16 protein-coding genes are annotated in these 16,704 nt (G+C 61.8%); 13 read left to right on the top strand and 3 right to left on the bottom strand.

Annotated elements, in window-relative coordinates:
• Both VJ604_RS05425 and VJ604_RS05420 read right to left on the bottom strand, forming a co-directional pair.
• A partial coding sequence (locus tag VJ604_RS05425; RefSeq protein ID WP_324080376.1) for a 4Fe-4S dicluster domain-containing protein occupies positions 1–538 on the bottom strand: 538 nt, incomplete at its 3' end.
• Positions 535–1,011 (bottom strand): cytochrome c3 family protein, encoded by a 477-nt coding sequence (locus tag VJ604_RS05420; protein WP_324080374.1) that lies wholly within the window; start codon positions 1,009–1,011, stop codon positions 535–537. The genes VJ604_RS05420 and VJ604_RS05425, both read right to left, overlap by 4 nt.
• 423 nt (positions 1,012–1,434) lie before the next feature.
• On the opposite strand from VJ604_RS05420, the gene VJ604_RS05415 reads away from it, so the two are divergent.
• The 13 genes from VJ604_RS05415 to VJ604_RS05355 all read left to right on the top strand — a co-directional run bounded on the left by VJ604_RS05415 (position 1,435) and on the right by VJ604_RS05355 (position 16,328).
• Positions 1,435–1,752: a hypothetical protein gene (locus tag VJ604_RS05415; protein ID WP_324080368.1), complete on the top strand. Its 318-nt coding sequence runs from the start codon at positions 1,435–1,437 to the stop codon at positions 1,750–1,752.
• A gap of 438 nt (positions 1,753–2,190) precedes the next feature.
• On the top strand, positions 2,191–2,901 hold the full coding sequence (gene can, locus VJ604_RS05410) for a carbonate dehydratase (protein ID WP_324080365.1): 711 nt from the start codon (positions 2,191–2,193) through the stop codon (positions 2,899–2,901).
• A gap of 232 nt (positions 2,902–3,133) precedes the next feature.
• Complete coding sequence (locus VJ604_RS05405; protein ID WP_324080361.1) at positions 3,134–5,116, top strand: proton-conducting transporter transmembrane domain-containing protein; 1,983 nt, start codon at positions 3,134–3,136, stop codon at positions 5,114–5,116.
• A 229-nt stretch (positions 5,117–5,345) separates the two neighbouring features.
• Complete coding sequence (locus VJ604_RS05400) at positions 5,346–6,254, top strand: respiratory chain complex I subunit 1 family protein (protein ID WP_324080358.1); 909 nt, start codon at positions 5,346–5,348, stop codon at positions 6,252–6,254.
• A 4-nt stretch (positions 6,255–6,258) separates the two neighbouring features.
• A complete protein-coding gene (locus VJ604_RS05395; protein WP_324080355.1) occupies positions 6,259–6,900 on the top strand; it encodes an NADH-quinone oxidoreductase subunit K in 642 nt (213 codons plus the stop codon).
• Between the two features lie 4 nt (positions 6,901–6,904).
• Positions 6,905–8,338: a proton-conducting transporter transmembrane domain-containing protein gene (locus tag VJ604_RS05390; RefSeq protein WP_324080354.1), complete on the top strand. Its 1,434-nt coding sequence runs from the start codon at positions 6,905–6,907 to the stop codon at positions 8,336–8,338.
• Positions 8,335–9,846 (top strand): hydrogenase large subunit, encoded by a 1,512-nt coding sequence (locus VJ604_RS05385; protein ID WP_324080353.1) that lies wholly within the window; start codon positions 8,335–8,337, stop codon positions 9,844–9,846. The genes VJ604_RS05390 and VJ604_RS05385 overlap by 4 nt, the downstream gene beginning before the upstream one ends.
• A gap of 271 nt (positions 9,847–10,117) precedes the next feature.
• A complete protein-coding gene (locus tag VJ604_RS05380; protein WP_324080352.1) occupies positions 10,118–10,876 on the top strand; it encodes an NADH-quinone oxidoreductase subunit B family protein in 759 nt (252 codons plus the stop codon).
• Between the two features lie 220 nt (positions 10,877–11,096).
• On the top strand, positions 11,097–11,567 hold the full coding sequence (locus VJ604_RS05375; protein WP_324080351.1) for a DUF2147 domain-containing protein: 471 nt from the start codon (positions 11,097–11,099) through the stop codon (positions 11,565–11,567).
• A gap of 731 nt (positions 11,568–12,298) precedes the next feature.
• Positions 12,299–13,258: a protein translocase subunit SecF gene (gene secF, locus VJ604_RS05370; protein ID WP_324080350.1), complete on the top strand. Its 960-nt coding sequence runs from the start codon at positions 12,299–12,301 to the stop codon at positions 13,256–13,258.
• Complete coding sequence (locus VJ604_RS05365) at positions 13,255–13,413, top strand: hypothetical protein (RefSeq protein ID WP_324080349.1); 159 nt, start codon at positions 13,255–13,257, stop codon at positions 13,411–13,413. The genes secF and VJ604_RS05365 overlap by 4 nt, the downstream gene beginning before the upstream one ends.
• A 10-nt stretch (positions 13,414–13,423) precedes the next feature.
• Entirely contained in the window at positions 13,424–15,418 is a 1,995-nt protein-coding gene (locus tag VJ604_RS05360; protein ID WP_324080348.1) for a monovalent cation:proton antiporter family protein, read from the top strand.
• A gap of 40 nt (positions 15,419–15,458) precedes the next feature.
• A complete protein-coding gene (locus VJ604_RS05355; RefSeq protein ID WP_324080347.1) occupies positions 15,459–16,328 on the top strand; it encodes a rod shape-determining protein in 870 nt (289 codons plus the stop codon).
• Positions 16,329–16,358: 30 nt separating this feature from the next.
• Here VJ604_RS05355 and VJ604_RS05350 read toward each other — a convergent pair.
• The coding region (locus tag VJ604_RS05350; RefSeq protein ID WP_324080346.1) for a cation:proton antiporter regulatory subunit at positions 16,359–16,704 on the bottom strand (346 nt) is incomplete at its 5' end.

The raw sequence follows: 16,704 nt of genomic DNA, 5'->3' as shown, positions 1-16,704 counted from the left end.
CATAGGGGCATCCCATCACGCAATAGCCGCAACCGATGCACCACTTGCGATCCACCAGCACCACGCCGTCCTCGGTCTGGTAGGTGGCACCCACCGGGCAGACCTGGACGCAGGGGGGATTGTCGCACTGGTTGCAGAGCTTGGGGACGAAGAAGGCCTTGTCGATGTCCTGGTCCTTGATCTCCTCGAATTTCCCCTCGCCGATGTCGATCTTCTTGGTCTCGAAGCCGTCACGGGCGGCCAGGGGGGAGTCGATGTGGGTCTTGCCGTCCTTGGTGACCACGTAGCGCTCGACCCAGGTGCGGCTCACGTGGGCGTCGTAGGGGACCTCGTTCTCGATCTTGCACGCTTTCACGCAGAAGCCGCAGCCGACGCACTTGTGGGTGTCGACCAGGAAGGCCCAGCGGGTCTTCTTGCCGTCGTTCTTCTCGGCAAGAAGCCGCTTAGGATCGAAGAGTTCCAGGGCGGCGAAGGGGATGGCCAGGCCGCCCGCGATGAGAAGGGATTTCTTGCAGAAGGATCGTCTCGAGATCGTCATTTGTGGTGCCCCTCCTTTCTCGGATCGTGCGGCCAGTGGCAGGTCACGCACTCCAGTCCCGGGTTGTGGGTGGCGGGGTCGATCCCCCGGATCTTGCCGCGGCCGCTGGTCGGGTATTCCAGTCGGAAGTGGCAGCGGGCGCAGAGTTCTCGGCGGCGGTCGATGTCGAGCGTCTTGGGATCGTCGGGGTGGTTGAGGCCGGGGCCGTGGCAGTTTTCGCAGGGGATGGTGGCGTGGGGGGATTGCCTGATCTCGTCGTACTTGTCTTTGTGGCAGGTCTTGCAGTACTCGGAGGTGCGGTATTTGACCTTGACCGCCTTCCATTCCTGCTCGTTACTGGGGCGGTGCCAGCCGTACATGTAGCCGCGACTGCCGATGCCGAAATCCGGTGGTACCAGTATCTTCCTCACCACCAACACGCCGGCGATGATGAAGATGACCACAAAGAGGGGTCGCCAAACATGACTCTTCACAGATCCTCCTTCGCTACTAGGTTGCGGTTAACGTCGGACCAACAAAAACGGCTGTGCAGAACCTCCCTTGGCGAGAAAATATAACATTGTTGTATTATCTAGCACAAGGTGTGAGGGAAGACAACACCGAATGACGAAAATATCGGCTTTTTAGCGGATAAATTCACGTTCTAAACGTGAAATAACGGTTAAAAAATTCTTCTTTGACAAAGAGGGGCGAGAGAAGTATTTTGAGCGAGTTTGCAACCCTCTTGTCAACTCTCCTGCTGATCAACTCACCACTCCATTTCCAGCTCATCCAGCTCATCCAACTCGAAGCCAACACTCCCTCTCCCTCCGGGAGAGGGAGAAAGACGTCCTCGGGGTGAGGGAAGGTGAGGGAGAGATGCAGTTAGCCGTTCGCCCTGAGCGTGTCGAAGGGTAGTGAAGCGCATACGGCTATTAAAAGCTTTCGAATATGGTGACAGGTGCTTCGACAGGCTCAGCACCTACGGCCAGACCTTGTTAAAAGCTTCTGGTTTACCGGTGGAAAAGTATGGCAAGTACCATCAATGGAATGGAAAGGAAAAACGAGAGGATGAAGGATATGCAACTGAAGGTAAGCAGGGGATCACTCAATTTAGCGTATTGCCTCTTCAGAATGAATTCCAGAAGCCGGGCCAAGGTATCGATAAAGCCGTAAACGCTGCGACCGAATCTCAATCGCGACAACAAATCCCTGTGCTTGACACTGAGCCGTAGCAGGGTGAAAAGCAGCGAAATGTTCGCGACAATGATGAACATCAGCATTGCGTTCTCAAACATTTCAGCCCCCTCTATGATTCAATAGCTATTGTGCCCCTCCGTACTCCATTTCCCAAGATGATCTTGTACAGGTTTCTCCGATTCTTCCTCACCGGTGCGTTTTCGCCAATCCGTTGGCCGGTTCTATTGTACCACGTACCTTGCCTGGGTCATCCGGAGATATCGTGGTAGGTGGGGCTCCAGGTCGAAGGAGTATGAGAGAAGCAATCGGCGTAGCGTCGTTTTCCCCGCTGCATTTTTTTTACTTCTTTGCTTTGACAAATCGGTTTTGGGGTAGTACCTTGAGGGACCTTCCCCATTGGAAGATGTTTACGGGAGAGGGGTCTGTCGGAGCGATAAGCCCCGCCGACATGCTGAGATCGGGATCGACATACAATGAAAGAGTTGCAGCGCCTTTTTGATAATAACCGCGAATGGACCGACCGGATCCATGCAGAGGACCCCGAGTTCTTCGCCAAGCTTTCCCACCAGCAGGCTCCGGAGTACCTTTGGATCGGCTGCTCCGACAGCCGCGTCCCCGCCAACGAGATCGTAGGGCTTTTGCCCGGCGAGCTGTTCGTGCACCGCAACGTGGCGAACCTGGTGGTGCATACCGATCTCAACTGCCTCTCGGTGATGCAGTACGCGGTAGACATCCTGAAGGTGAAGCACCTCATCGTCTGCGGACACTACGGTTGCGGCGGCGTCTACGCGGCCCTCATGAGCATGAGGCTCGGCCTGATCGATAATTGGGTCCGGCATCTGCAGGATGTGCGCGTGAGACACGAGGCGTATCTGGCCAGTATCGAGGATGAGGACACCCGCTGCGACCGGCTCTGCGAGTTGAACGTGATCGAGCAGGTGGTGAATGTCTGCCAGACCACGGTGGTCCAGGATGCCTGGGCGCGGGGGCAGCAGGTTACTGTCCACAGCTGGATCTATGGCTTGTCCGACGGGAAGCTGCGCGACCTGGGGATGGCCGTGACCTCACAGGATGAGCTCCCGCCCGCTTACAACAAGGCCATTGAAGCGACCATGCAGAGGAATGAACCGAGCAGCCACACCCAGTCCCACCTGCAGCAGGCGACGGCTGGGGGGAAGCGGTAACGCAGGTAGTCATCGAGAGTAACGAGCTGTACTCGTTGGAATGGTTGTAATGGGTTGTAATACTGGTGGTTAACGCTGCCAGCTTCTTTGATAAATTGATTCGCAGGACTTTTATTGCAAGTTTCGCCTGCCGCCGGCCGTCCGGGTGCGGCGGTGGACGATCTTGTTGATGGGATTGTTCAGATAGTATCTGCTTCGATATATCTGCTCTTTGCCGTCAGAAGGATTTGCAATGTTCCATGACATGATGGGCGAGCCATCCCTTTTTGTGCTCGCCGCAATAGTAGCAGCCGCTGTTTCGGGGTTACCGGGCCTTCTCTTCAGGCACGGACCGCTGGGACAGCGGGTAGGCACCACGGGAGCCATCCTCTCCGCACTGCTGGCGCTTCCGGCCTTGGTCTACATGTTGCTGACGGGCAGCACGGCCCGCTACCTCCTGGAATGGAATCTCCCTTTCGGAGCCTGCGAAATCGCCCTCGACCCTCTCTCTCTCTTCTTCCTGATCCCCATCTTTCTTGTCTTCCCGGCAGGCGCCCTCTACGCCTGCGGATACTGGCCCGCTTCCTCCCACCGCTCCAGTGAACCTCCGGTCACCTTCTTCTACGGGCTGCTCGCCGCCGCCATGGCTTGCGTCGTGGTCGCCCGCAACGGAGCCCTTTTCATGATCTCCTGGGAGGTCATGGCGCTGGCCGGCTATTTCCTGCTGGTGACCGAGCATGAGGAGGAAGAGGTGCGCAAGGCTGGCGCCGTCTACCTGATCGCCAGCCACATCGGCGCCGCATCCCTCCTGGTGCTCTTCTCCCAGTTGAGGCTCGCCACCGGCAGCTTCCTCTTCCCGGCTACCTTTTCCCTTCACCTCGCCGCAGGCGCTGCCACCGTCATCTTCCTCACCGCCCTGCTTGGCTTCGGCTCCAAGGCCGGCATCATGCCGCTGCACATCTGGCTCCCCTCCGCCCACGCCAACGCCCCCAGCCACGTTTCCGCCATCCTCTCCGGCGTTATGCTCAAGATGGGCGTTTACGGGCTTTTGCGCGTGGTCTCCTTCTTTCCGGAACGGCCCCTGTGGTGGGGCGCCCTGCTGACCTGCGCGGGGCTCGCCTCCGCGCTGATGGGGATCGGCATCGCCTCGGCGCAAAAGGATATCAAGCGGCTGCTGGCCTACAGCAGTATCGAGAATCTGGGCATCGTCGTCGCCGGCATCGGTTGCGCGCTGGTCGGGCAGACCACCGGCAATCCGCGCCTCGCCTATCTCGGGCTGGCAGGCGGCCTCTTCCACGTGCTGAATCACGGCCTGTTCAAGCCGCTGCTCTTCTTCAGCGCCGGCAGCGTCATGCATGCGACCGGCACCCGTGAGATGGATCGCATGGGTGGCCTTGGTGCCCGCATGCCCTGGAGCACCGCCCTTTCCCTGTGCGGCGCGGTCGCCATCTGCGGCCTTCCCCCCTTCAACGGGTTCGTCAGCGAATTCCTGCTCTACCTCGGCTTCTTCGGCGAGGCACGCTCGCCTGAACCGTACCTGGCCTTGGGCGCTCCCGTTCTGGCCCTGGTGGGCGGGGTGGCGGTGGTCTCCCTGGTGAAGCTCTTCGGCATCACCTTCCTTGGTTCCCCGCGTAGCTACCAGGCGGCCCATTCCCACGAGTCTCCCGCCAGCATGCTGCTCCCTATGGCCCTCATGGCCCTGTTGAGCCTGTCGGCCGGCATCTTCCCCCAGTTCTTCCTCTCGCTGGTGGGGCCGGTGTTGCCCGAGGTTGCCCCGGCCAGTCACGCCTATCCCGGACTGCCGATCCGTCCTCTCTGGTTCACTACCATAGGGGCCGTCCTCTTGGTGCTGGGCACGCTGCTGTTCCTTTATCTCAGGCGCAGGCAGTCCCTGCTCCCCGCCGCCACCGGTCCCACCTGGGGCTGCGGCTATCTGCGGCCGACCCCGCGCATGCAGTACACGTCGAGCTCCTTCGGGCTCTTTTTCGGCTCCATCGCCGCACCGATGATCCGCACCCGGATCAGGAGGTCGGGTCCCCTGCTTGGGGTGGCCCCTGCCACCGGACGGCTTGCCTATCTTCCGGAGGAGACCCTGCTCTACCGGATCATCATGCCGGTGTTCAGCGTGGTGGGGATGGGATTCTCCTATCTGCGGCGGTTGCAGCACGGCGAGGTGCAGATCTACATGCTGTACATCTTCGCCACCCTGTTCGTGCTGATGTTGTGGGTGAGGTAAGGCAGAAAGCCTGACCACAGAGGACACAGAGGTTGCACGGAGGACACAGAGGGAAAGATTTGGGGGAGAATCAGAAGGCAAAGAAGAAAGAGGGCTCTCTACTAGTAAAGGCCTTTGTTTTTCCTCTGTGACCTCAGGCTGTTCCTGCGTGTCCTCTGTGGTCAAGCCTTAAGGTTTTAACTGTTTTTTGATAATCATTTTTCGTACGCGTTTTCCTCTGGAGATCGATATGATCGATACGCTCTTCCATGTGGTACTGGTCCTCGCCATGCCTCCGCTTCTGCTTGGCGTGATCGGCAAGACCAAGGCGGCCTTTGCCGGCAGGGTAGGGGCTCCCTTCCTGCAACCCTACTACGACCTCGGACGGCTCTTCCGAAAAGGGGTCGTGATAAGCGACACCACGACCTGGCTCTTCAAGGCCGGTCCGGTGGTGACCCTTGCCGCTACCCTTTTCGCGGCCCTCCTGGTCCCGCTGGGCAAGCACGCCGCACCGGTTTCCTTCGAGGGGGACATGATCCTCTTCGCCTACCTGTTTGCCCTGGGACGCTTCTTCACCACGGTGGCCGCCCTGGACACCGGTTCCAGCTTCGAGGGGATGGGGGCCGCCCGCGAGGTAACCTTCTCCTGCCTCGCTGAGCCGACCCTCTTCTTCGCCCTGATCACCCTGACCCGGCTCTCCGGCACCATGTCGCTCACCCCGATGCTGCAGCACGTCACCCTCCCGGTCTGGGTCGGCACCGGCGCCTCCTTGCTCCTCATGCTGGTCGGCCTCTTCGTGGTGCTCTTGGCCGAGAACTCCCGCATCCCCTTTGACGACCCCAACACCCATCTGGAGCTCACCATGATCCACGAGGTGATGGTGCTCGACCACTCCGGTCCCTACTTCGGCTGCATACTCTACGGCGCCGCCTTGAAGCTCTACCTGCTCGGGGCGCTGTTCACCAACATCGCGGTCCCCTTCACCGGCGGTAATACCTTCCTCGACTGGGTCATCTTCGCGCTTTCCATGGTCCTGCTGGCCGTCGCCATCGGGGTGGTGGAGTCGGTGATGGCCCGCTTGAGGCTGATCCGCGTGCCGCAGCTTTTGGTGGCGGCCATGATCCTGACCGCTTTCTCCCTCGTCCTGGTTGTGAGGTGATGCCATGAACTCGTTGGCCGATCAGTTACTCGTGCTCTGCCTGCTCATCAATTTCGCCGTGCTCGGCACCAGCCGGCTCACCTTCTCGGTCCGCGCCGTGGCGCTCCAGGGGGTGCTGCTCGGTGTGCTGCCGGCGCTGGTCCACCCCTTCTCCTGGCACCTCGCCACCATCGTGGTGAGCATCATCGCCGTGAAGGGCGCCGTGATCCCCATCCTGATCATCCGGGCCGTCAAGAAGGCGGAGATCCAGCGGGAGTTCGAGCCCTTCATCGGCTACATCCCGTCGCTGGTGCTGGGGGCGATCTTCACCTCGGTCGCCTTCATCTTCGCCACCAGGCTGCCGCTCGCCCCTGAGCACGAGGGGCTCCTCTTCGTGCCGGCCTCCCTCGCCACCCTCATGTGCGGCTTCCTGGTGCTGATGGGGCGGCGCAAGGCCATCTCCCAGGTGATCGGCTACCTTTTGATGGAAAACGGCATCTTCATCTTCGGCCTGCTTTTGGCCGAGGCGATGCCGGTGATGGTCGAGGCGGGCGCGCTCCTCGACCTCCTGGTGGGGGTCTTCGTGATGGGGATCGTCATCAACCACATCAGCCGCGAGTTCTCGACGCTGGACACCTCCAAACTCTCCACCCTGAGGGAAGGATAACGCTATGATTTGGGCCATCGTTTTGTTGCCGCTGCTGGGTGCCCTGATCGCCTGGTTCATCCCGGATAACCGGAAACGCCCCTTCGTGCTGCCGCTCTTCGGCGCGCTGCACCTTGTCATGACCGTGGTGCTGGTGGTCTCCACCCCTCCCGCCTCGCCCAAGGGCTGGATCTTCCTGGACTCGCTGGGCAAGCTGACCCTGCTGTGCAACAGCGTCCTGTTCCTGGTCTGCTCGGCCTACGCGGTCGGCTACCTGAGCTACCGGCGGAGGAGGGACAACCGGATCCTCTGCATGGCGCTTCTGGACTGCCTGGCCGCCATGACCCTGGTCACCATGTCCCAGCACCTGGGGCTCCTCTGGATCGCCCTGGAGGCGACCACCCTGGCCATGGCGCCGCTGGTCTACTTCAACCGCAACGCCCGTTCCATCGAGGCGACCTGGAAGTACCTGCTGATCTGTTCGGTCGGCATCGCCATCGCCCTTTTGGGACTCTTCTTCCTCGCCTATTCCACCATCGTCGCCAAGCAGGATGTCTCGCTGCTGCTCGGCTCGCTGATCGCCGACGCCCCCCGCCTGCACGCGGGATGGCGCCACGCCGCCTTCATCTTCCTGCTGGTCGGCTTCGGCTCCAAGATGGGGCTTGCCCCCCTGCATACCTGGAAGCCGGACGCCTACGGCGAGGCTCCCGGCCTGGTCGGCGCCCTGTTGGCCGGCGGCCTCGTCAACTGCGCGCTGCTCGCCCTGCTCAGGGTCTACCAGATCGCCGCCGCCTCCACCGAGGGAGCGCTCTTCCAGGAGGTGCTGCTCGGCATGGGGCTCGTTTCCATGGCCTTCGCCGCCGTCTTCATGGCCAGGCAAAGCGACTTCAAGAGGATGCTCGCCTACTCCAGCGTGGAGCATGTGGGGATCATCGCGGTGGCGCTCGGGCTCGGCAAGGGCGCGCTCCTCGGGGCACTTCTGCACATGGTCAACAACGCCATGACCAAGGGGGTCCTCTTCCTCTCCTCCGGCAACATCCACCGGGCCTACAACTCAAAGAGCACCCAGTTCGTGCGGGGCGCCCTCAAGCGCGCCCCCTGGTCCGGAGCGCTCTTTTTGGCCGCATTCCTCGCCATCACCGGCTCGCCCCCCTTCGCACCCTTCGTGAGCGAGTTCATGATCGTCTCCTCCGCCTTCGTCCAGGGGAACCATTGGACCGGGGGGCTGTTCCTCCTCTTCCTGGCCATGATCTTCATCGGCATGGCCTCCACCGTGCTGCCGCTGGTGATGGGGAAGATGCCCGAGGGGATGGAGAAGACCCCCTACCGTGACAGCCTGCCGACCGTGCTGCCGCCGCTCATGCTGATGGGGGTGGTGTTGATGTTGGGGCTGTGGATTCCGGGGCCGCTTATGGCGCTGCTGCAGGATGCGGCGGGCCTTCTGGGAGGTGGCAGATGAGGCACAAGTACCTTCTCATGCACAACGGCTCTGCGGTCTCCCGCTTCAGCATCCCCACCCTTTCCAATGACGAGTTCGTGGAGGAGCTGCTGGAGGGGATCGACGACGGCTGGCGGGTGGTCTCCTACTTCGGCTCCAGCGAAGGGCAGTTCGTTAAACTTTACTGCCTCCTTTCCTACAAGATGGACGCCCAGCTCGGGGTGATGAGCACCGTGGTAACCTCCGGCCGGTTTCCCTCGCTGGTCCAGTACGCTCCCCAGGTGCACCTCTTCGAGCGGGAGATCGCCGAGCAGTACGATCTCGACTTCAACGATCACCCGTGGATGAAGCCGGTCCGCTTCGTCGCCCCCTTCGCCTCGCCTCCCGGCAGCCGTCCCACTCTTCCCAACAAGATCGGTGACATGGACTTTTACCGGGTGGAAGGGGATGAGGTCCACGAGGTCGCGGTGGGGCCGGTGCACGCCGGCATCATCGAACCCGGGCACTTCAGGTTCCAGTGCATCGGCGAGGAGGTCATGCACCTGGAGATCTCCTTGGGCTACCAGCACCGTGCCGTCGAGACCACCATCCTGGGCCCCCTGAACGCCAAGACCCGCAAGCAGCTGGAAACCGTGGCGGGCGACACCACCATCGGGCATGGCACCGCTCACGCCATGATCGTGGAGGCCTTGGCCGGCGCGCGGGTGCCGGCGCGGGCCCAGGCCATCCGCGGGATCGCCCTGGAGCTGGAGCGGCTCGCCAACCACACCGGCGACCTGGGCGCCATCTCGGGCGACGTCGGCTATCTCCCCACCGCTTCCTATTGCGGCAGGATACGCGGCGACTTCCTCAACCTCACCGCCTCCCTGTGCGGCAGCCGCTTCGGGCGCGACCTGGCGGTCCCCGGCGGGGTCTTCTACGATGTGAGCGCGGAACTCGCGGAAAATATGCGGGGCCGGCTGGCCGCTGCCTGGGACGATGTGACCAACGCGGTTGATCTCTTGTGGGAGACCCCATCCGTGATGGCGAGGCTGGAAGGGACCGGGGTGGTGAGCCCGCAGACCGCCCTGGAGCTCGGGCTGGTCGGGCCTGCCGCCCGGGCCAGCGCCCTCAACCGGGATATCCGGCGCGACCATCCCTTCGGCATCTACAGCATGGCGCAGATACCGGTGGAGACCGGCCGGGCCGGTGACGTCTACGCTCGCACCCTGGTGCGCTGGCTGGAGATCGAGAAGTCCCTGGAGTTCATCGACGAGCAGCTCGCCCATCTGCCGGGGGTCGCCATCCAGTATCCGGTGGGCCAGCCGGCCGCCGACACCCTGGCCGTGGCGCTTACCGAAGGGTGGCGCGGCGAGATCTGCCATGTCGCCCTGACCGACGACAGGGGTGAGATCGAAAGGTACAAGATCACCGATCCTTCCTTCCACAACTGGACCGGGCTGGCCATGGCCTTGCGGGGAGGGCAGATCAGCGATTTTCCCTTGTGCAACAAGAGCTTCAACTTAAGCTACTGCGGGTTTGATCTTTAATTCCTTTTCAGCACCCCATCCTCACCCCGGCCCCCTCCTTCGCCTAGAGGCTCCGGCGGGCAAGCTTCCCCGTGAAGGGGAGGGGGCGTATCTGGAGTAGAACCTTGCGTCCCCCCTTGATAAAGAGGGGGCGTATGTGTCAGTAGCTCCTTAGGCCCCCCCCTTGATAAAGGGGGGACAGGGGGGCTTTGCAGTAAAGGTCGGAACGAATAAGAAAGTCAGCTTGGTCGAGCCAGACGCGTCCAGCATTAGCCTGATTCGGAGTGTCAGCATGATAAAATCCATCCTCGCCCGCATAAAGCAGGGGCATCGCACCACGAAATATCCCGAGGAGCCGATGACGGTCCCCGAGCGGTTTCGCGGCTATCCCGAGTTCTTCAAGACCGCCTGTCCACCTGACTGCCGTGCCTGCGCCGAGGTCTGCCCGGTAGGGGCCATCGAGTGCGGCAAGGAATTCTCCATCGACCTCGGCAAGTGCCTTTTCTGCCCCGACTGCGTGGATTCCTGCGCGCACGGCGCCATCGTCCACAGCCGCGACCACCGCCTGGCCGTGAACCGCCGCGAAGACCTGCTGGTGAGGGGAGGGGAGGAACGTCGCCTGGCTAAGGCACTCGATGCCAAGATGCTCTCCCTGTTCGGCCGCTCCCTCAAGTTCCGCTCCGTGGTGGCCGGCGGCTGCAACGCCTGCGAGGCCGACACCAACGTGCTCTCCACCGTCGGCTGGGATATCGGGCGCTTCGGCCTCCAGTTTGTCGCCTCGCCGCGGCACGCCGACGGGCTGTGGGTCACCGGCCCGGTGACCGAGAATATGCGGGAGGCGCTCCTGTTGACCTATGAAGCCATTCCCGCCCCCAAGATCGTGGTCGCCTGCGGTGCCTGCGCCATCAACGGCGGCCCCTTCATCGGTTCCCCCGCCGCCCACGACGGGGTAGGCGATCTGCTCCCCGTCGACCTCTACATCCCCGGTTGCCCGCCGCACCCCCTCACCATCCTGGACGGCCTGCTGAGGCTGCTCGACAAGATCGAGTGATTCGATGATGGAGTCCGTACGTGCCACTTTTCCGCATCAAACCGCAGCCGCCATCCGACGTTCGCCCTTCTCATGAGGTATAATTGCCAAGTGACCTCTCCGCGTTTCTGAATGTTAATCGCTGTGTCAGTGCTATTTTCGGACCGTTTTCGTGAAACCAGGAAAAAGTGCAGATAATCAAAGAGGAGATAGTCGTAGGAAAGGGAATCAGGGGGGCGCCATGATAAACCGGCTAGCGAATCTCGGAATTCTCGTTGCAGCTCTCGTAGTGATACTGGGCCTTTCGACGGTATCCGCCCAACCGCTGGCGCCCGATGCCATCGTCGGAACCTGGTGGTCGCCGCAGAAGGACGCACGGATCGAACTTTACAAGTCCGGCCAGAAGTTGATGGGAAAAATCGCCTGGGTCATCCCCGAACGGCGTGACGATCTCGACGTGAACAACCCGGACAAGGCACAGCGTGACAAAAAGATCGTCGGCTCGATCATCTTCAAGGATTTTATCTTCGAAGGCGGCAAATGGACCCACGGGAAGGTCTACGATCCTGACAGTGGCAAGACCTATTCCGCCAGCATGCGGCTCGTCGATTCCAATACCTTGAGTATCCATGGCTACATACTGGTCCCGCTCCTTGGCAGAAGCGAGATCTTCACCAGGTTTTCCGAGCTGCGCGCTCCCTGCGGGAACTAGAGTAAAGCCCGCGCTGCCGGAAGGTCCCCCGACTGCGAAGAACCGTTGCATCCTTCCCAAGAGCCTGCCGCCGTTCGACATTATGTCTTGCATCCTGTGACGGATTGCTATATCCATTGAATATGGTTTTGGGAACTCCTCTCATACATAGGAAATATCTGCTGCCGTTGCTGCTGACAGTATCGGTGTTTTTTATTTCCCAAGGGATCTGTCTTCCCAACTTTTCCTCGCTGCATCAGGCATCCCTTACCAAAAGTCGCGATGCCAAGCCGCGTTCTTTGGTCGTTGTCAAAGACCAGGTAAAATCTCCTCAAACGCGGGTGGTGAAAAGCGCCCCGCATTTCGATCTCTGCAGCAAAGTCGGGGTGGTTCACCCGTCGTCTATCACGGTTGCGCGCTTCAACAGCGAGCCACATTCTGCCGTCTCGTCTCTCCACTCTACGGTTCCCGCCAGGGCACCTCCCGTCTAACCCGCCACAATCGCCCTTTTCCCTCGAACCGTTTTTTTGCCGCAGCACCTCTGAGGTCATGCGAAGATCGTCCGGCCGTTGCGTCACGCGCAGTACAACTTGGCGCGGCCGGATGCGGAACTTCCGCGTCGAACTTCCGCTGCAATGACTGTTCGCTGTCACCCGTAGTCCGACCAGAGCGACGCCGGGAGGTGGCCTGTCCGCCTGTCCCGGAGCGGATCTGTGCGCCCGTTGACGGCGACTTCCATCCAGGAGACCATAATGCAACTGATCAAGGCCACAAATATAGATTTCATCGGGAAGAGAAAAATAGCTTTCACAATTTCGGCGATTCTTGCGCTGGTCGGTATTATCGGCATCGTCCAGATCGCTAGGAACGCCGCCAACATGGGCATAGACTTCTCCGGCGGCACGGCTGTCCAGCTCGAATTCCGTCAGCCTGTTTCCATCGAGAAGGCGAGGGAGGCCCTGGCCCGCAACCACCTCAAGGAAGCCAATCTCCAGGAGGTAAAGGAGGGGAACAACCTACTGATCAAAATCGGTAAGACCACGCTGGCCACGGGCAACGTATCGGATACTATTACCGAGGTGTTCAAGAAGGAATTCCCGGATAATTCGTTCGTGGTGGCAAGTTCCTCGGAAATCGGCCCCTCCATCGGGGACAAGCTGAAAAAGGACACGCTGGTCGCGGTCGGGATTTCCATGCTGGGGATCGTCATCTACATCGCCTGGCGCTTCGATTTCAGGTTCGGCCTCGGTGCCACCATCGCCACGCTGCACGACGTGCTGGCGATGATCGCCGTCTTCTACCTCATGAACAAGGAGATAAACCTTCTCTTCATCACGGCAGTGCTGACCATAGCCGGCTACTCCCTCACCGATACCGTGGTGGTCTTTGACCGGATCAGGGAGAACCTGCACAAGAACCTGCACGTGCCGATAGCGGAGGTGTTCAACGGAGGGATCAACGACGTGCTGTCCCGCACGGTGATCACCTCGTTGACCACCTTCCTGGCCGCCATCTCCCTGCTGCTGTTCGGCGGAGAGGTCATCCACGACTTTGCCCTCGCCCTGGTGGTCGGCATCGTGGTCGCCACCTACTCCTCGATCTTCGTGGCGAGCCCGATAGTATTGGAATTGGAGCTTAGGTCGGGCAAAATCGGGAAGAAGGCAGGTGGCGACGTTGCTGAGCGGGGTCAGAAGTTTCAGGAGGAGTCGTGAATCCGTTTTTCAGCGCCATCATCTACGCCGCCACCCAGCGGCGGATTTCCTGCAGCCACTGCGGCTCATATGACCATCACCGGCGAATCGGTCCAAACTGCTTCCTCTGCAACAGCTGCCGGCAGGAATTCACGCCAGAGCTGAACCACCGGTGAAAGGGAAACCATGATATTCGAAGGCTTGCAGGATATCGAGATCCTCTTCGGGCTGGCCCTGGTCACCGTCCTTTTACTGCGGAGGTTCAGGTTCCCCTCCATAATCGGCTTCCTGGTGACCGGCATGATGGCCGGGCCTTACGCACTGGGCTTCATCAAGGACACCCACCAGGTGGAGCAGATGGCCGAGTACGGCGTGGTCCTCCTGCTGTTCACCATCGGCATCGAGTTTTCCATCAAGGAGCTGATGCGGATCAGGCATCTGGTGCTGATCGGAGGAGGGCTGCAGCTCTGCCTTACCATCCTGGCCGTGGCGGCCCTGGGGGCTCTCATTCCACTGCCGGTCGCCCAATCGGTTTTCTACGGGTTCCTGGTTGCGCTCTCCAGCACGGCCATCCTCATGAAGCTGCTGATGGATGCCGGGGAAACGGATACGCCCCAGGGGAAGGCAGCGCTGGGCATCCTGATCTTTCAGGATCTCTGCATCGTGCCGCTCATGCTCTTCACCCCCCTGCTGGCCGGAGCAGGCAACGGCTTGCGTGAGGTGGTGGTGATCTCGGCCAAGGCGGTGGCCGTCGTTTTGGCGGCACATTACGGCTCCAGGTTCGTGATCCCCTGGATCTTCGAGCAGGTGGTGAAGAGCAGAAGCCGCGAGCTTTTCATACTGATGATCATCTTCGTGGCCATGGGGACCGCCTTGCTCACCGCACAGGCGGGCCTGTCGCTGGCCCTGGGGGCCTTCATCGCCGGCTTGGCCATCTCGGAGTCGGAGTACAGCCACCAGGCGCTCAGCGACATCACCCCCTTCCGCGAGGCCTTCATGAGCCTCTTTTTCATCTCGGTCGGCATGCTGTTCAACCCGGCGGTCCTGCTCAAATCTCCTCACCTGGTGGCCCTGCTCGTCCTCTCCATCCTGCTGGTGAAGGCGGTGATGACCACCGCCGCGCTCGGGGTGCTGGGACTGCCCCTGCGCATCGCCCTGATGACCGGGATGTCGCTGGCCCAGATCGGCGAATTCTCCTTCATCCTGTCCCAGGCCGGTCTGAAGTACGGCCTTCTCTCCCAGGAGGGGTACCAGCTGTTCCTGGGCGCCTCCATCGCGACCATGGGGCTTACCCCCCTCTGCGTGAGGATCTCCGGCCCCGTCACGGCCTACCTGGTCGGCGTCCTGCCCCGCGCCTGGACCAGGGGAAGAAGGCACATGGCGGGGGGCGCGCGGAAGGTGGACCTTGCCGATCATGTGATCATCGCGGGCTACGGCATGAACGGCAAGAACCTGGCCAAGGTGCTGGGCCATCTGAAGATCCCGCACGTGGTGGTGGAGACCAACCCCTTCACCGTCCGGGCGGAGAAGAAGAAGGGAACGCAGATCGTTTTCGGCGATGCCTCACGACCGGAGGTCCTCCACCACGCACAGCTAGAAAAGGCACGCATCGTGGTGATAGCCATATCCGACGCCGCGGCCAGCAGGCAGATCGCCGCTCTCGCCAGGCAGATGAACCCTTCCGTCCATGTGATAGTGCGAACCAGGTACCTCCTGGAGGTCGAGCCGCTCTTCAAGCTCGGGGTCAACGAGGTGATCCCGGAGGAGTTCGAGACCTCGGTGGAGATCCTTTCCAGGGTGCTGAAAAGGTTCCTGGTGCCGCAGGATGTCATCGAAACCTGCGTTGCCGACGTACGGCGGGACGGGTACGAAATGCTGCGGGCGGTCAGCAAAAGGCACAGCCATGCGGTAGGGATCGCCGGATTCCTTGCCGGCGCCGAGATCGGGGCCTTCAGGGTGCGCGAAGGGTCGCCGCTGGAGGGGACCAGCCTGCGGGAAGGGATCCTCAGGGGGCGCTCTGGAGCAACCATACTGGCGATCAAACGAGGCGAGGAAGTCACCCCCAATCCCGATCCGGTGTGGGAACTGAAGGACCAGGACGTGGTCCTCCTGGTAGGTTCTCCGCAGCAGCTTGCGGCGGCCGGCAGACTCTTCGAGCCGTCCGCGGGCGGCGGTGCCTGAGCAGCAGGTGGCTGACTCAGCAGTAGAAAGGAGGCAAGCCATGCCCAGGGCTCTCGGCGGCCAGTGGCGGCAGCACGTCGCCCTCGATGTCGGTACGGCGACCATTCGGGTCGCCTCAGCACGCTCTCCGTTGCTGGAGCGCCCCTCCCGGCTCGGCAGCAGGCGGGCACTGCGTGACGGGGTTGTGGTGGACAGCGAGGCTGCCGTCCAGTTGTTGAAGCCTCTCCTGGATCGGACCCGGACCTTCGGTATCCTCAAGCCACGGGTCCTGGCCTGTGCTCCCAGCGATGCCAGGAAGGAGGAGAGGCAGTCGCTGGTCGATGCCGTCCTGCAAGCGGGGGCGGCATCGATACTGGTGGTCCCCGAACCACTGGCCGCCGCCATCGGCTCCGGCATGGATGTCTCCTCGCCGTACGCGCAGATGGTGGTGGACATCGGAGAGGGGGTCACCGACTGTGCGGTGATCCGCTCCAGCAAAATGGGGGCCACCTGTGCGATCAGGGTAGGTTGCGGTCAGATGCGCCGGTCGATCCTCGCTGCCGCGAAAAATGCAGGATGCGCCGGTTTCACCGATGCCGATGGCGACCTCCTGCTTCGCGAGAGCGGCGTGCTGGGTGCTGCAGAGCAGCCGGGAAGCGTGCTGGCGGCTGTCGCGCTGCAACCGGTACTGGAGGAAATCGCCGGTACCCTCGATTCCTTCCTGCGTGACCTGCCGGACGAGATCGGATGCGAGATCATCGAAAGCGGGATATGTCTTACCGGAGGTGGTGCGCTCGTTCCGGGCGTCCGGGATTACCTGCAGGCGCGCACCGGCATAGGCGTGAGGCTTTCCAGTACCCCCCTGGCCTCCGTGGTGGAGGGGGCACGGGCAATCCTGCCGGCCGTCATGGCGCTCAACGAATGGCGCTGAGGCCTCGCCGGCGCCCGGCCGCGGCCGACGCTACCCCTCACCGGAACCGGGCTTTCCTGCCGGCGTGAAGCAGGGCTCCGCAGCAGCCGCCTCTTCGCTGGAGCCCAGAAGGCCGACGATGTCTCCCGCCTGCAGCACCGTATCGGAGTCGGGATTGGTGAACATCCGGTTGCCCCTGATGACGGCGATGAGCGACAGCCCGAAGCGGCGCCGCAGGTCGGCCTCTGCCAGGGAGGTGCCCGCCAGGGGACTGCCGGGGCTGACCAGCCGCCACGCCACCTCCATCCCCCGCATCACCGCCATCATCTGCGCAAGCACCCCCTGCTCCCCTTCGGCGGGGGCGCTCAGCTTGTAGTGACCACGGCGGAGCTCATCC

Origin of the sequence: Geomonas sp. (assembly GCF_035254065.1) — a bacterium.
Classification (GTDB): domain Bacteria; phylum Desulfobacterota; class Desulfuromonadia; order Geobacterales; family Geobacteraceae; genus Geomonas.
This window is presented reverse-complemented; position numbering and strand designations above follow the sequence as displayed.

What these genes read in the sequence shown, in the direction of transcription:
- can (WP_324080365.1), top strand. Translation starts at nt 2,191, where the DNA reads ATGAAAGAGTTGCAGCGCCTTTTTGATAATAACCGCGAATGGACCGAC.
- VJ604_RS05405 (WP_324080361.1), top strand. Translation starts at nt 3,134, where the DNA reads ATGTTCCATGACATGATGGGCGAGCCATCCCTTTTTGTGCTCGCCGCA.
- VJ604_RS05400 (WP_324080358.1), top strand. Translation starts at nt 5,346, where the DNA reads ATGATCGATACGCTCTTCCATGTGGTACTGGTCCTCGCCATGCCTCCG.
- VJ604_RS05395 (WP_324080355.1), top strand. Translation starts at nt 6,259, where the DNA reads ATGAACTCGTTGGCCGATCAGTTACTCGTGCTCTGCCTGCTCATCAAT.
- VJ604_RS05390 (WP_324080354.1), top strand. Translation starts at nt 6,905, where the DNA reads ATGATTTGGGCCATCGTTTTGTTGCCGCTGCTGGGTGCCCTGATCGCC.
- VJ604_RS05385 (WP_324080353.1), top strand. Translation starts at nt 8,335, where the DNA reads ATGAGGCACAAGTACCTTCTCATGCACAACGGCTCTGCGGTCTCCCGC.
- VJ604_RS05380 (WP_324080352.1), top strand. Translation starts at nt 10,118, where the DNA reads ATGATAAAATCCATCCTCGCCCGCATAAAGCAGGGGCATCGCACCACG.
- VJ604_RS05375 (WP_324080351.1), top strand. Translation starts at nt 11,097, where the DNA reads ATGATAAACCGGCTAGCGAATCTCGGAATTCTCGTTGCAGCTCTCGTA.
- secF (WP_324080350.1), top strand. Translation starts at nt 12,299, where the DNA reads ATGCAACTGATCAAGGCCACAAATATAGATTTCATCGGGAAGAGAAAA.
- VJ604_RS05360 (WP_324080348.1), top strand. Translation starts at nt 13,424, where the DNA reads ATGATATTCGAAGGCTTGCAGGATATCGAGATCCTCTTCGGGCTGGCC.
- VJ604_RS05355 (WP_324080347.1), top strand. Translation starts at nt 15,459, where the DNA reads ATGCCCAGGGCTCTCGGCGGCCAGTGGCGGCAGCACGTCGCCCTCGAT.